Genomic DNA, 13782 nt, shown 5'->3' with positions numbered 1-13782 from the left:
TCGACTCAGTGGTGGGCGGGAAGATTGGCCTGGATGATGCGGTCGGCCTCGGCATCGGCCTGTGCACCCATCCGGTCGTACACGTCGGTGCTTGCCACCGGTTGGGATGCCGGTGCCTGGGCCAGCACCTTGCCGTGATCGTCGCTGATATCCACGGTCACATCAGTGGACAGGCCGATGCGCAGCGGATGCTTGTCCAGCTCGGCGTTGTCCAGGCTGATCCGCACCGGCACGCGCTGCACGACCTTGATCCAGTTGCCGGTCGCGTTCTGGGCAGGCAGCAGCGAGAACACGCTGCCGGTACCTGCGCCGATGCCTTCGACCTTGCCGTGATAGTCGACGCTGCTGCCGTAGATATCCGCTTCGATCTTCACCGGTTGTCCGATGCGGATATGCCGCAGCTGGCCTTCCTTGAAGTTGGCGTCGATCCAGAGGTTGTGCAGCGGTACGACGGTCATCAGCTGCTGGCCGGGCTGCACGCTGTTGCCCAGCTGCACGCTTCGCTGTGCCACATAGCCGGACACGGGCGCATAGATCGCGTTGCGCTGCCGGGCGATCCAGGCGGCACGGAAATTGGCGCGCGCCTGCATGACTGCCGGGTTGTGCGCCACATCCGTACCCTCGACGGCCGCACGGGCGGCGGCGGCCTGGGCCTGGGCGGCATCGAGCGCGGCCTGCGCCTGCGCCACGCCGTCGCGCAGGTGCTGGATGATTTCGGGGGATTCGGCCCTGGCCGCGATCAGCGGCAGGCGGCGCTTGAGATCGGCCCGGGCTTTTTCCAGCTCGAGCTTCCTCGCTGCCACCTGGGCTTCGGCGCCGCTGACGTTTTCGGTCTGCTGGCGGACGCCCCGTACGGCCTGTGCCAGCGCGGCCCGGGCCTGCTGGAGACGGACGTCGGCATCGGTGCTGTCCAGCTTCACGAGCACCTGGCCGGCGTCTACCTTCTGCGTATCGTCGGCCATGATCGCCACCACGGTGCCGGGCACCTGGGCGGAGATCGCCACCTGGTTGCCGCCGACGTAGGCGTTGTCGGTTTTCTCGCGCCTCGACAGCACCAGCAGCCACAGCAGGAACCAGCCAAGCGCGGCCAGTACGAACACCGCTGCGACGATGGCGAGCGCTCGCCGCCGCTTGGCCGGGTCCTTTGCGGCCATGCCGCTTTCGTTGGCTTCCTTGGGGGTATTGGCCGTTTGGGAGTCGTTGGCGCTCATCGTGAGTGGGCTCCGGAAGAGGCGGTGGCAGAATTCGTGGAGTTGGTTGGAGCAGGTGCTTCGGGCATTCGATAGCCGCCACCCAGGGACTTGATCAGGGCGAGGTCGGCGCTGACGGCCTGACCCTGCAACTGGGCGGCTGCGTCCTGTTGCTGGAGCAGTTGGGCCTCCGCCGCCAGTGACTCGCGGGCATCGCGTACCCCCTGACGCGCGCGCGCCAGAGCGGCGCGCAGGATCCGCTGGTCGGCCGCGATCTGCGTCTGCTGCTGCTCGCGACGGTCGGCCAGCATCTCGGCAGTGAGCGCCTGGGTCGACACGTCGCGGGCGGCCTGCAGCACGACGCTTCGGTATTGAGCGATGGCGCCATCCAGTTGCGCTCTGCTCAGCCCGTAATTTGCCTGCAGCAGGCCGCTGTTGAAGAGCGGCAGATGCAGGGCCGGGGTCACGGCGAAGGTGCGGCTGCTGGCGGAGAAGAGCTTGCCGAGATCGATGCTGGACAGCCCGGCCAGGGCGGTCAGGCTCAGGTCGGGCAGGAACTGGGCGCGCGCGACGTCGGTCTGGCGCAATGCGGCCTCGACCTGCCAACGGCTGGCCGCGATATCCGGACGGCGCGCGATGAGGTCCAGGCCGGCATCTGCGGGCAGGCCGTGCGACACATTCGGCAGAGGTCTCGGCTGCAGCTTGGGCAGGTCGGCCGGGGCGACACCGACCAGCGAGGCCAGGGCGGCGAGTCGAATCTGTCCAGAGCGATCGATGGCGATCTTCATCTCCCGCACTGCGGCGAGCTGGGCCTGCGCGCGCGAGGCTTCGTCCGGCAGGTCGACGCCCTGGCCGACGCGCAGTTGGGCGATCCTGGTCAGGCGTTCCTGGACCGCCAACTGCTGCTGTGCGAGTGCGAGCCTGGTCTGATCGGCCTGCCAGCCGAAATAGGTATCGGCCACCGCGTACTGCAAAGCGAGGGCGGCGGCGCTGCGCTGCGCCTGGGCGGCATGTGCCTGGTCGACGGCGGATTCGACCGCGGCCCGGGTCTTGCCCCACCAATCGAAGTCGTATTGCAGCTGAACCCCGAGATCGGCCTGGTTGTACCAGGTGAATCCCAGGAAGCGAGCCGGGATGAGTCCGTGCTCGCTCAGCCTTTGCCGGGCGATCTGGGCGTTGCCGTTGATGCTCAGTCCGGCCTGCGCTGCAGCCGCCCGTATCGACTGTTCGGCACTGCCCACGCGGCTCTGCGCGATGGCGAGATCGGGGGCCTGGTCCATGGCCACCGCGACAAGTCTGTTCAACTGGTCGTCGTGGTAGGTCTTCCACCACTCGGCCGCCGGCCAGCCTGCGCGGGCGGGGACGTTCAGGCCCGCCAGTGGAACGTTGTCGCTGAGCCTGGGTGGATCGAGGCGACGGGGGGGCAGCGCGCATGCCGCCAGTGCGAGCGCTAGTGCCGACACGGCCAGCGGGCGCATGGCGCGGTAGACGTGTTTCATCTGGGCATCCTTATCGGGCAGTGCGTTCAACGGTCGATCTCCTCGTCCAGCCGGTCGAGGTTGTCTGCCAACTTGCGCAACAGGCGCCCGAGCTGGCGGCGGTCGTTCTCGCCGAAGCCGTCGAACATCGCGCTGAGTCGAGGGAACAGGGTCGGCAGCATCTTCTGGACAAAGCGCCGCCCGCTGGGCGTGATGCCCATGCGCACGCGTCGACGGTCCTGTTCGCTCGCTGCGCGCACGACCAGGCCGCGTCCGACCAGCGCATTGCCGATGCGGGTCATGTTGGTCGCGCCCTGGGATGTGTAGTCGCAAAGCTCTCCCGGCGTCGAGCTCCCGTCGGGACTGCTGTACAGGATCATCAGCGTGAGGAATTCGCTGTGGTTGAGCCGGTACGGTTTGAGCGTGTGCTCCAGTTCTTCCTGCATGCGGCTGCCCACCATCAACATGAGCCGGCTGAGCTTGGCCTTGTCGGCCGGAAGCTCGGGCAAGGCTTCGGTAAGGCGATCGACGCCCTCGTCCATCATGAAGATGCAGTTGCCAAGGCTGGCCATTTCACTGGCTCATATTTCACTGGTGAATTAAAAAGGTAGCAGGCATCCGAATCCGCCGGCAAGTATCCGCGCGACGCGCGGGCCTCAGTGGGCGGGGGTGCCGATGTCGAAAAGCCGTTGGGCGTTTGCCGTGGTGACTGCGGCGACTCGTTCGACGCGCTCGCCGCGGAGGGCGGCAAGTTCTGCGAGGGTTTCGGCAATTGACGACGGCTCGTTGCGTTGTCCGCGGTGCGCGATGCCGGGCTGGTCCGGCGCGTCGCTTTCCAGGAGCAACTGCTCCATCGGGAGTTTGGCGACCACACGCCTGAGTCGCTGCGCCCGGGGATATGTCACAGGCCCACCGATGCCGACCAGAAAACCCAGCTTGAATAGCTGCTCTGCCTGCTCGGCGCTTCCGGAAAAGCTGTGAACGACCCCGCTTGTCCCCGGGTGACGGCGGATCGCGGCGATCACGGCATCGACGGCTCGGCGGGCATGGATGATCACGGGCAGGCGGTGATTCGTCGCGATCGACAGTTGTCTGTCGAACAGGACCAGCTGCCGGTCCCGGTCGAGGTCTTCGACGAAGTAGTCCAGGCCGATTTCACCAACTGCCACCGCCCGATGCGTATCGAGCCATTGGTCGAGCAGGTCGCAATCGGCGAGGCGGTGCCGCGGCAGGAACATCGGGTGCATGCCGTATGCGGGAAAGACGTCGCCGTGCTCCTTCGCCAGGTCTGCAAGGGCTTGCCAACCAGGTGCGGCAATGGCCGGCACGATCATCGCCCCGACGCCGGCATCCCTCGCGCGCTCCAGCACCCGATTGCGATCCACGTCGAATCGGGCGTCATCGAGGTGTACGTGGCTGTCGACGAGAGGTGTCATGATGGATGGCGGCCACTTCCGATGGGGTGTGCGACTCCGATCCGTGTCTTCGATCACGTGAAGGAAAAATGACGAGTCGGAGCTAGGTCGTATTCAGTTGTGCAGGGTTTCAATGAACAGGCGAAACGCGAGGGGCGCAGATCGCGTTGCTCGCGGGGAATCCAAAAAGGAGAGATCTGATGAAACGGTTGATGGTCAACGTGCTTCACGTGTGTGTGGCGGCTGCGCTGGCGGCCAGTGTATCGGCTTGCAATCGTGATGCGAGTGCGGATGCCGGTGTAGCGGCAGGCGCCGCAGCCAACGGCCCGAAGTACGCCAAGGTTGTGAGCGTTGATCCGGTGCGTAAAACCACCAACACTCCGAAACAGGTCTGTCACGACGAGGTGGTCAATACCACCACGCCACCGAAGGACCAGCACCAGATCGCGGGCACCGCGATCGGCGCCGTGGTCGGCGGTGTACTCGGTCACCAGGTGGGTGGCGGCAAGGGCAAGACGCTCGCGACGGTGGCCGGTGCGCTCGGCGGTGGCTACGCGGGCAAGAAGATCGAAGAGAGCCGCCAGCATGCGAACACCACGTCCTCGGTCCAGCGCCGGTGCACCACGGTGAACGACAGCACCACCAAGATCGTCGGCTATGACGTCCGTTACGAATACAACGGGGTCACGCGCACGGTGCGCATGGATCACGATCCCGGCGACCGAGTGCAGGTCCAGGAAGGCGTGACGGCGGTTTCCGACGCGCGCTGATTTTTCACCATCCAGTCGAGGAGGAGCCCATGTCGCCCACTTCACGCAGGATCCCACTGCTGATCGCCGCAGCTCTCGCGAGCGTTGCACTCGCGGGGTGCGAAACCACGCCCTACAACAACGGTGGGTACAGTCGGCCCGCTCCGGTCTACGACAGCCGGCCCGCGCGATGCGACAACTGCGGCGTGGTCAAGGAGGTGCAGCAGGTCTACGTCGAGCGCAAGAGCAACGGGACGCTTGGTGCCGTGATCGGCGCCGTCGCCGGCGGCCTTCTTGGCAACACGGTGGGCAAGGGGGATGGCCGCAAGGCCGCCACCGTTGCCGGAGCGGTGGCCGGCGGTGTGGTCGGCAACAAGGTGGCCACGGCCAACGGCGCGACTGACGTGGCCTGGCAGGTCACCGTGCGATTGGACGGCGGCCGGTACGTCACCGTGACCCAGCGCGATAATCCCCGGGTGCGCGAGGGCGATTACGTCCAGGTGCAGGGTGACCACGTCTATCCGCGCTAGCCCACTTTGCTCTTTGGACGTCCAAAAAAAAGCCCTCCGAAAGGAGGGCTTTTCTTGTTGTGCGATATGGGCTCGTCAGTTCACGGCGTAGAAACGATGTTCGCCGATGGTGCGGCCGGTGCGGTTGATCGACCATGCCGGAGTGATGGCCACGGTAGCGAAGTGGTCCGCGTGCGGAACGACCAGATGGCGTTCGGCGAGCGGCAACTCCCAGTTCGTCATCGATTCGCCGGCGATCTTCCAGGCTTTGGCGAAGGCGACCGGGTTGGTGATGTCGAACGAGCCCGGCGTGGTGGTGGTGGCGAACTGGTGCGGTGCGGTCACGACCTTGCACACGGTATCGCCCCATTGGCCGCGGTCGCGACGCCGCAGCGCCACTTCGGCAACCGCCAGCTGTCCCATCGTCGGTTCGCTGCGGGCTTCCAGATAGACGGTCGTCGCCAGACAGGTCTGGTCAGCCACCGGCTGGGGGAGCAACGAGGCCATCCACAGCAATACGGAAAGTTTCATAGTCTGCCTCCAACGTGCTGTACGCATGGCCGGAAGGAAACCGGTTCTCAGGCGCCATTGCGGTGGACGGGCGGGCAGGCCGTTCCACCTGGATTGATGACACCGGATCGAAACTTTGGGATCGCGGATGTCCTTGCCACGGGATTGTGGCGAGTCAGTTCGACGTCTATTGCCAGATCTGACCAGAGCCGCAGCAGCCACCATCGAATGGTTCAGGGCTTATGCGACATCTCCGCCTCGTATGGCGGCAATTCTCTCCGGCGTTTCGCCGGGTCGCGCCGATCCGGACTCCTCCGGTTCGTCGCGTGCTCGAGCCACTGCGGTAGGCGTGGCCGGCCAAAAATTTTCGCGGAGCCTAGTGGCGGCGTCCGGGGATGGCAAGTGCCGCAGCCATGAAATTCACGCGGCACTCACTTTTGCGGCGCGGCAGCATGCGGCTATTCGCCCCATGATTCGACGATCCGCACGCACGTGCCGGACGTACACGATATGTCATGCCAGTCCTGCGAACCGACCAGCCAGTCCTCGTGCGCAACGGCGAGTCCCGGCACCTCCGAGTCTCCGCCCACCGCATCGAGCAGATGCAGTTCCGCTCCGTCACTCGCCCGCTTCAGTCGAGTGTCCGCCGCGACGGCCTGCGACAGGATGACGCGGCACAGCCTGCGCTTGTTCCCTCCACGGTAGTGCAGTCGCGCCACGATCTCCTGACCTGGATAGCAGCCCTTGTTGAGCGCAATGGCGCCGAGGTGATGAAGGCCGAGCGATGCGGCGTTGTACTGGCCGATCGCTCCGGCGGACAGCCATGGCCAGCCCTCGCGGATCTGCCGTGCACGCGGGTCGTCGCCGGAAGCGTCGGCTGCAACGGCCATCGAGTAGTCGCCGCAGCCGACATGCAGGACTCCACCGGTTTCGTCTGCCGCATGAAGCGCCATCGCCGGTCCGATGGTCAGCATGCCGGCGGGCTGCGCCAGCAGGACAACCCGGGAGCGGAACACGAAGCGCGAAAGTTCGTCCTTCAGGTCCGCCGCCCGTCCGCCACGCAGCAGCAGCCCCCAGCGCTGGTCGGCGAGCCGTGCAAGGTGGAACAGCGCGCGCACGCGCCCTGTCGCATCCAGCCAGGCACTGAACTGCCACGATCCCACGGGCAGCGCGAGCACCGGCGAAGTGAACTGGCCATGCATGAATTGCGCGGCATCGGGGCCCTCGATGACGAGAGTCTCGGCGGGCAGGGTGGAGGCGGTTTCGGACATGGTTTCCGTTACTGGGGACGAAGGCGTTTCAGGCAAGGGGGGACGGTCCCCTCAGGTTGTACCGGCAGGGCACAAGTATTACGCTTGTTCAGCTAACAAGAACCATGTCCGACACTCGCTCCCCTCCCGAATCGAAGCAGCCGGCCGCTCCCGCGGCGGATGAGGTTTTGCCGTCCGGAAACGATCGGCCGAACTCGGCAGAGAAGCGTCCTGCGCCCGATCCCACGCGCTACGGCGACTGGGAAAAGAATGGGCGCTGCATCGACTTCTGAGGCTTCGCGCTGGAGGAGTCTCAGAGTCGATCGGCATGGGCAAAAGCGATTCCACACCAGGATAGCCAACATGGCAGACACATCACGACCGCTCTCACCGCACCTGCAGATCTACAAGTGGCAGGTGCAGATGTTGACCTCGATCCTGCACCGCGCGACCGGCATCGTGCTCGCCGTAGGCAGCCTGATCGTCCTGTGGGGGCTGCTGGCCCTGGCTGGCGGCAGCGAAGCATTCGCGCAGTTCGCCAGCTGTGTCGGCAGTCCGCTCGGGTTGGTGGTCATGTTCGGCTGGACCTGGGCGTTCGCCTACCACCTGTGCAACGGCATCCGTCATCTCGTGCAGGATGCCGGCGCGGGTTATGCCATCCCCCAGTTCATTCGCTCGAGCTGGCTGTCGATCGTCGGCAGCTTCGTCATCACACTGCTGGTCTGGGCCTTCGTGCTGACCTCGGGAGGCGCGGCATGAACGCCAAGGACCTTCGTCATCCGATCAAGCGTGCGCGCGGCCTGGGATCCGCCCAGTCCGGCGTCGGGCACTGGTGGATCCAGCGCGTGACCGCTACCGCGCTCGTCGCGCTGGGCCTGTGGTTCCTGGTGACGGTGCTGCGTCTGGCGCACGCCGATTACACGACTGCGCACGCGGTGGTAGCGCGTCCGTGGAACGCGGTCCTGCTGATCGCTTTCGTGATCGCCATGTTCTGGCACGCCGTGCTCGGCCTGCAGGTGGTGATCGAAGATTACGTGCACACCCGCTGGAAGGAAGTTTCCCTGCTGGTGCTGGTGAAATTCCTCGCGGTGCTGGGCGCGCTGGCAAGCGTGCTGGCTGTGCTGCGCATCGCCCTGGGAGCCTGACGTGGAAAGCTACAAGATCCAACAGCACAAGTACGACGTGATCGTGGTCGGCGCCGGCGGCGCGGGCCTGCGCGCCACCTTCGGCCTCGCCGAGAAGGGCCTGAAGGCCGCCTGCATCACCAAGGTGTTCCCGACCCGCTCGCACACGGTGGCTGCGCAGGGCGGCATCTCTGCCGCGCTCGGCAACATGGGCGAGGATGACTGGCGCTTCCACTTCTACGACACGATCAAGGGCTCCGACTGGCTCGGTGACCAGGACGCCATCGAGTACATGTGCCGCGAGGCGATCCCGGCGATCATCGAGCTGGAGCACTACGGCGTGCCGTTCTCGCGCACGGCTGAAGGCAAGATCTACCAGCGTCCGTTCGGCGGCATGACCACGCACTACGGCAAGGGTACCGCGCAGCGTACCTGCGCCGCGGCCGACCGCACCGGCCACGCGATCCTGCACACGCTGTACCAGCAGGCGCTGGCGCACGACGCCTCGTTCTTCATCGAGTACTTCGCGATCGACCTGATCTTCGACGAAGAGGGCGTTTGCCGCGGCGTGCTGGCGCTGGACATGAACGAGGGTACGCTGCACTTCTTCCGCGGCCAGGCCGTGGTGCTGGCGACCGGTGGCTACGGCCGCGCCTACTTCAGCGCCACCTCGGCGCACACCTGCACCGGCGACGGTGGCGGCATGGTGCTGCGCGCCGGCCTGCCGCTGCAGGACATGGAGTTCGTGCAGTTCCACCCGACCGGCATCTATGGCGCCGGCTGCCTGATCACCGAGGGCGTGCGCGGCGAGGGTGGCTACCTCACCAACTCGGAGGGTGAGCGCTTCATGGAGCGCTACGCTCCGAACGCGAAGGACCTGGCGTCGCGCGACGTGGTCAGTCGTGCGATGACGATCGAGATCCGCGAGGGGCGTGGCGTCGGCGAGCACAAGGACCACATCCACCTCAACCTGATGCACCTGGGGGCCGAGGTGATCCACGAGCGCCTGCCGGGCATCGCCGAGTCGGCGCGCATCTTTGCCGGCGTGGACGTCACCAAGGAGCCGATCCCGGTGCTGCCCACCGTGCACTACAACATGGGCGGCATCCCGACCAACTACCACGGCGAAGTGGTGCAGCTGAAGGACGGCAACCCGGATTTGGTGGTGCCGGGCCTGTTCGCCATCGGCGAAGCGGCCTGCGTGTCGGTGCACGGCGCCAACCGCTTGGGCTCCAACTCGCTGCTCGACCTGGTCGTGTTCGGCCGCGCAGTGGCCAACCGCTGTGCCGAAGTGATCAAGCCGGGCGCGGCGCACAAGGACCTGCCGGCCAGCGCGCTGGACAAGGCGTTGACCCGCTTCGACGGCCTGCGCAATGCCAACGGCAGCACGCCGACGGCGAAGATCCGCGCGGAAATGCAGCGCACCATGCAGAGCGACGCGGCGGTGTTCCGCACCGGCGACACGCTGAAAGACGGCAAGCGCAAGATCTCCGAGGTCTACGACTCGTTCAAGGACGTCAAGGTTTCCGACCGCTCGCTGGTGTGGAACTCCGACCTGATCGAGACGCTGGAGCTGTCCAACCTGCTGGCGCAGGCGGTGGCGACCATGCATTCGGCCGAGCAGCGCCCTGAAAGCCGCGGCGCACATGCCCGCGAGGACTTCCCGGACCGCAACGACGAGCAGTGGATGAAGCACACCCTGGTCAAGGTGGACGAGGCCGGCAAGACCAGCTTCGAGTTCCGTCCGGTGCACATGTACACGATGACCGACGAGGTCGAGGTGGTGCCGCCGAAGAAGCGCGTCTACTGATTCGGCAGGTACCGGCGATGCGTATCGCTGGTACCGCCCGCGCATCGCAGGTGGTCGGGGTCGTCAGACCCTCCTAACGAGATTGAAGGGTTCCGCACATGGCAGAGTTCACCCTCCCGAAGAATTCGAAGATCCAGCCGGGCAAGCATTTCCCGGCGCAGGGCGCGAAGAAGCCGCGCACCTTCCGTATCTACCGCTGGTCGCCGGACGACGGCCAGAACCCGCGCATCGACACCTACGAGGTCGATCTGGCCGCGTGCGGTCCGATGGTTCTGGACGCGCTGCTGAAGATCAAGAACGAGATCGATCCGACACTCACGCTGCGCCGTTCGTGCCGCGAGGGCATCTGTGGCTCCTGTGCGATGAACATCGACGGGACCAATACGCTGGCCTGCACCCGTGCCATCGAAGAGTGCGCCTCCGGCGACGTCAAGATCTACCCGCTGCCGCACATGCCGGTGGTGAAGGACCTGGTGCCGGATCTCACGCACTTCTACGCGCAGTTCGCCTCGATCAAGCCCTGGCTGCGGACGCAGAGCCCGGCGCCGGACCGCGAGCGCCTGCAGTCGCCGGAAGACCGCAAGCACCTCGACGGCCTGTACGAGTGCATCCTGTGCGCCTGCTGCTCGACCAGTTGCCCGAGCTACTGGTGGAACGGCGACAAGTACCTCGGCCCGGCGATCCTGCTGCAGGCCTACCGCTGGATCGTCGACTCGCGCGACGAGGACACCGGTGCCCGCCTGGACGACCTGGAAGATCCGTTCAAGCTGTATCGCTGCCACACCATCATGAACTGCGCGCGCACCTGCCCGAAGGGCCTGAACCCGGCCAAGGCGATCGCGGAGATCAAGAAGCTGATCGTGCAGCGCCGCGCGGCCTAAGCGGTGGGCTGATGTCGTTTTCCATGCGGGCTGCCTCAGGGCAGCCCGCATGCGTTGGAGGCTCGAGGAATCGTGGAAGAAGCCCGGATCAAACGATTGCGCTGGCGCACCCGCCGCGGCACCCGCGAACTGGATGCGCTGTTCGGCGGCTGGCTGGACGAACGCTTTGCCGCGGCAGACGAGGCGACCCGCGGCGCTTTCGACGAACTGCTGGACGTGCAGGACCCCGACCTCTGGGACTGGGTGATGGGACATGCCCGCGCACCGCGCGAGGACTGGCAGGCGATCATCGATGACATCCGCGCCCGCCATCGGCTTTGAATACCGGCCGTCGCGCGGGCTCGCTCTCGGCCTGACCGGTATGGTGCTGCTGGCGATGCTCTCGATCGCGCTCAGTGGCCTGCCGGGCTGGGGCAAGCTGGTGCTCGCGAGCGGAGCGATGGCCCTGGTGCTGGCGAGCCGCATACGGCAGGCCACGCCCCCGGCGTCGGTTGGCTGGAGCCCCGACGCCGGTTGGCTGCTGCTCGGACGGGACGGGGTCGAGACTCCGGCTGAGTTGGCCTCCCATCGCATGCTTGCCGGCTGTCTGGTGCTGGAACTGCGCATCGGCGAGCGCCGACAGGTGCTCTGGCTGCTTCCGGACAACAGCGATTCCGATACCCGGCGTCGCCTGCGCATGCGGCTGGCAGCCGGGCAGGGCGCGCGGTCGCCGACGGTCATCTGACCCGGTTGTGCCCCGCTGGCGCATCGGGCACTCTGGCGCGCTTGTGCGGTCCCAAGGACGACCTGAGCGATCAGGTCTCTCCGCTGGCCGCCTGGCCGGCCCCCACAGATCAGGTTGCCATGTTCCGACCGCTCGAACTCTTCATCGGCCTGCGCTACTCGCGCGCCAAGCGCCGCAACCAGTTCATCTCGTTCATCTCCACCGTGTCGATCATCTGCATCACGATCAGCGTGATGGCGCTGATCACCGTGATGTCGGTGATGAACGGGTTCGACAACGAGCTGCGCTCGCGCATCCTCGGCGCGGTATCCCACGCGACCATCTCCGGCGTGGGCGAGAGCATCCACGACTGGCAGGGTACGGTGAAACAGGCCGAGGCCAATCCGCACGTGCGCGGCGCGGCACCCTATGTGGACCTGCAGGCGTTCCTGCAGGGCACCTATGGTTCCACCGGCACCATGGTGCGCGGCATCGAGCCGTCGCTGGAGCCGAAAGCCTCGGACATCGACAAGCACATGGTGCAGGGACACTGGGATTCGATCACCCCCGGCAGCTGGAACATCATCCTGGGCAAGGAGCTGGCGATGCAGCTCGGCGTCACCGTGGGCGACCACGTGACCATGATCGTGCCGCAGCTCAGAGCCACGCCGCTGGGTGCGGTGCCACGGATCCGCGGTTTCCGCGTGTCCGGCGTGTTCGAAATGGGCATGCAGCAGTACGACGCGAACCTGGCGCTGATCAACATGACCGATGCCGAGAAGCTGGGCGAGCTGTCCGGCCCCACCGGCATCCGCCTGCGTCTTGACGACCTGTGGAACGCCGGCCCGGTGTCGCGCGAGCTGAGTCGCGACCTCGGCCAGCTCTACAGCGTGCGCACCTGGATGCAGGAGAACAGCAACTTCTTCTCGGCGATCTCGATGGAGAAGAAGGTGATGGGTATCATCCTGTCGCTGATCGTGCTGGTGGCGGTGATCAACCTGATCTCGATGCTGATGATGCTGGTCACCGACAAGCAGGCGGATATCGCCATCCTGCGGACGCTCGGCGCCACGCCGCGCAGCATCATGGCCACCTTCATGGTGCAGGGCGTGCTGGTCGGCTTCGTCGGCATCGGCCTGGGCGTCGGGCTGGGCTCGCTGCTGTCGTGGCAGTTGCCGAACATCGTGGACTGGATCCAGAACGTGTTCCACGTGCAGTTCCTGTCGCCCGATGTCTATTACATCTCCAACGTGCCGAGCAAGCTGGAAGCGGTGGACGTGGGCTGGATTTCCCTGGTTACTTTCCTCTTCTCGCTGCTGGCCACCCTCTATCCCGCCTGGCGCGCCTCGCGCACCCAGCCGGCCCAGGCGCTGCGCTATGAATAAGCCGATGAATCCGCGCAACGACGTGGTACTGCGCGCCAGCCACGTCGCTAAGAGCTACGAGGACGGCGAGCTGCGCACCGACGTGCTCACCGACGTGAGTTTCGAGCTGAAGCGCGGCGAGACGGCGGCCATCGTCGGCGCGTCGGGTTCGGGCAAGAGCACGCTGATGCACATCCTTGGCGGGCTGGACACGCTGAGCGCCGGCGAAGTGGAAGTGGATGGCCAGCGGTTGTCCTCGTTGTCCGACGCCGACCGCGGTCGTGTGCGCAACCGTTCGCTCGGTTTCATCTACCAGTTCCACCATCTGCTGCCCGAGTTCACCGCGCTGGAGAACGTATGCATGCCGCTGCTTATCCGGGGCGAGTCGATCGCCAAGGCGCAGCGTGCTGCTACCGAACTGCTCGGCCGGGTCGGGCTTTCGGCGCGGCTCGGGCACAAGCCCTCCGAGCTGTCCGGCGGCGAGCGCCAGCGCTGTGCGGTGGCCCGTGCGCTGGTGACCCGGCCAGCCTGCGTGCTGGGCGACGAGCCGACCGGCAACCTCGATGAGGCGAATGCGGCACAGGTCTATGCACTGATGCTCGAACTCAACCGGGAGATCGGCACCAGCTTCATCCTTGTCACCCACGATACCCGGCTGGCGGCGCGCATGGACCGCACCCTGGTGCTGCACAACGGGGTATTGAACGAGCAGGTGCGCAACGATCCGGCCTCGCTGGTTGGCGAGATCTGATTCCCCGATGACATCAGGGTGGTTGCCGCGCGTCGTGCGACGGCCCTC

17 protein-coding genes are annotated in these 13782 nt (G+C 66.0%); 11 read left to right on the top strand and 6 right to left on the bottom strand.

Annotation, left to right across the window (positions count from 1 at the left end):
- Positions 1-5 precede the first annotated feature (5 nt).
- The 4 genes from C693_RS0105380 to C693_RS0105365 all read right to left on the bottom strand — a co-directional run bounded on the left by C693_RS0105380 (position 6) and on the right by C693_RS0105365 (position 4104).
- Positions 6-1211: an efflux RND transporter periplasmic adaptor subunit gene (locus C693_RS0105380; RefSeq protein WP_017461226.1), complete on the bottom strand. Its 1206-nt coding sequence runs from the start codon at positions 1209-1211 to the stop codon at positions 6-8.
- Complete coding sequence (locus tag C693_RS0105375; RefSeq protein ID WP_017461225.1) at positions 1208-2689, bottom strand: efflux transporter outer membrane subunit; 1482 nt, start codon at positions 2687-2689, stop codon at positions 1208-1210. The genes C693_RS0105380 and C693_RS0105375 overlap by 4 nt, the downstream gene beginning before the upstream one ends.
- A gap of 26 nt (positions 2690-2715) precedes the next feature.
- Positions 2716-3240 carry a MarR family winged helix-turn-helix transcriptional regulator gene (locus C693_RS0105370; RefSeq protein ID WP_017461224.1) on the bottom strand — a complete coding sequence of 175 codons (525 nt, stop codon included), beginning with the start codon at positions 3238-3240 and terminating at the stop codon, positions 2716-2718.
- A gap of 84 nt (positions 3241-3324) precedes the next feature.
- Complete coding sequence (locus tag C693_RS0105365; RefSeq protein ID WP_017461223.1) at positions 3325-4104, bottom strand: TatD family hydrolase; 780 nt, start codon at positions 4102-4104, stop codon at positions 3325-3327.
- 179 nt (positions 4105-4283) lie between these two features.
- Between C693_RS0105365 and C693_RS0105360 the strand changes: the two genes are divergently transcribed.
- Both C693_RS0105360 and C693_RS0105355 read left to right on the top strand, forming a co-directional pair.
- Complete coding sequence (locus C693_RS0105360) at positions 4284-4853, top strand: glycine zipper 2TM domain-containing protein (protein WP_017461222.1); 570 nt, start codon at positions 4284-4286, stop codon at positions 4851-4853.
- 29 nt (positions 4854-4882) lie between these two features.
- Positions 4883-5362, top strand: coding sequence for a glycine zipper 2TM domain-containing protein (locus tag C693_RS0105355; protein ID WP_017461221.1), 480 nt, complete (start codon positions 4883-4885; stop codon positions 5360-5362).
- 75 nt (positions 5363-5437) lie between these two features.
- Here C693_RS0105355 and C693_RS0105350 read toward each other — a convergent pair whose 3' ends face one another.
- Positions 5438-5872: a cell wall hydrolase gene (locus tag C693_RS0105350; protein ID WP_017461220.1), complete on the bottom strand. Its 435-nt coding sequence runs from the start codon at positions 5870-5872 to the stop codon at positions 5438-5440.
- A gap of 437 nt (positions 5873-6309) precedes the next feature.
- Positions 6310-7122 (bottom strand): YgfZ/GcvT domain-containing protein, encoded by an 813-nt coding sequence (locus tag C693_RS21115; protein WP_017461219.1) that lies wholly within the window; start codon positions 7120-7122, stop codon positions 6310-6312.
- A 104-nt stretch (positions 7123-7226) separates the two neighbouring features.
- Between C693_RS21115 and C693_RS22930 the strand changes: the two genes are divergently transcribed.
- From C693_RS22930 to lolD, 9 genes are all read left to right on the top strand, one after another.
- Entirely contained in the window at positions 7227-7394 is a 168-nt protein-coding gene (locus C693_RS22930; RefSeq protein ID WP_083868236.1) for a DUF1674 domain-containing protein, read from the top strand.
- A gap of 70 nt (positions 7395-7464) precedes the next feature.
- Positions 7465-7860: a succinate dehydrogenase, cytochrome b556 subunit gene (sdhC, locus tag C693_RS0105340; RefSeq protein ID WP_017461218.1), complete on the top strand. Its 396-nt coding sequence runs from the start codon at positions 7465-7467 to the stop codon at positions 7858-7860.
- A complete protein-coding gene (sdhD, locus tag C693_RS0105335; protein WP_017461217.1) occupies positions 7857-8246 on the top strand; it encodes a succinate dehydrogenase, hydrophobic membrane anchor protein in 390 nt (129 codons plus the stop codon). Before sdhC ends, sdhD begins: the two co-directional genes overlap by 4 nt.
- Position 8247: 1 nt before the next feature.
- Entirely contained in the window at positions 8248-10035 is a 1788-nt protein-coding gene (sdhA, locus tag C693_RS0105330; RefSeq protein ID WP_017461216.1) for a succinate dehydrogenase flavoprotein subunit, read from the top strand.
- 98 nt (positions 10036-10133) lie between these two features.
- Positions 10134-10916: a succinate dehydrogenase iron-sulfur subunit gene (locus tag C693_RS0105325; RefSeq protein WP_017461215.1), complete on the top strand. Its 783-nt coding sequence runs from the start codon at positions 10134-10136 to the stop codon at positions 10914-10916.
- Positions 10917-10988: 72 nt separating this feature from the next.
- Positions 10989-11237 carry a succinate dehydrogenase assembly factor 2 gene (locus C693_RS0105320; RefSeq protein ID WP_043598464.1) on the top strand — a complete coding sequence of 83 codons (249 nt, stop codon included), beginning with the start codon at positions 10989-10991 and terminating at the stop codon, positions 11235-11237.
- Positions 11209-11640: a hypothetical protein gene (locus C693_RS0105315; protein ID WP_017461213.1), complete on the top strand. Its 432-nt coding sequence runs from the start codon at positions 11209-11211 to the stop codon at positions 11638-11640. Before C693_RS0105320 ends, C693_RS0105315 begins: the two co-directional genes overlap by 29 nt.
- 119 nt (positions 11641-11759) lie before the next feature.
- Complete coding sequence (locus tag C693_RS0105310; RefSeq protein WP_017461212.1) at positions 11760-13004, top strand: lipoprotein-releasing ABC transporter permease subunit; 1245 nt, start codon at positions 11760-11762, stop codon at positions 13002-13004.
- A 4-nt stretch (positions 13005-13008) separates the two neighbouring features.
- A complete protein-coding gene (gene lolD, locus C693_RS0105305; protein WP_017461211.1) occupies positions 13009-13734 on the top strand; it encodes a lipoprotein-releasing ABC transporter ATP-binding protein LolD in 726 nt (241 codons plus the stop codon).
- Positions 13735-13782: the final 48 nt, after the last annotated feature.

It is taken from the genome of Dyella ginsengisoli LA-4 (genome assembly GCF_000334915.1).
Lineage (GTDB): Bacteria > Pseudomonadota > Gammaproteobacteria > Xanthomonadales > Rhodanobacteraceae > Dyella_A > Dyella_A ginsengisoli_A.
Note: the sequence above shows the minus strand (reverse complement) of the source record. Positions and strands in the feature narration are given on the sequence as shown.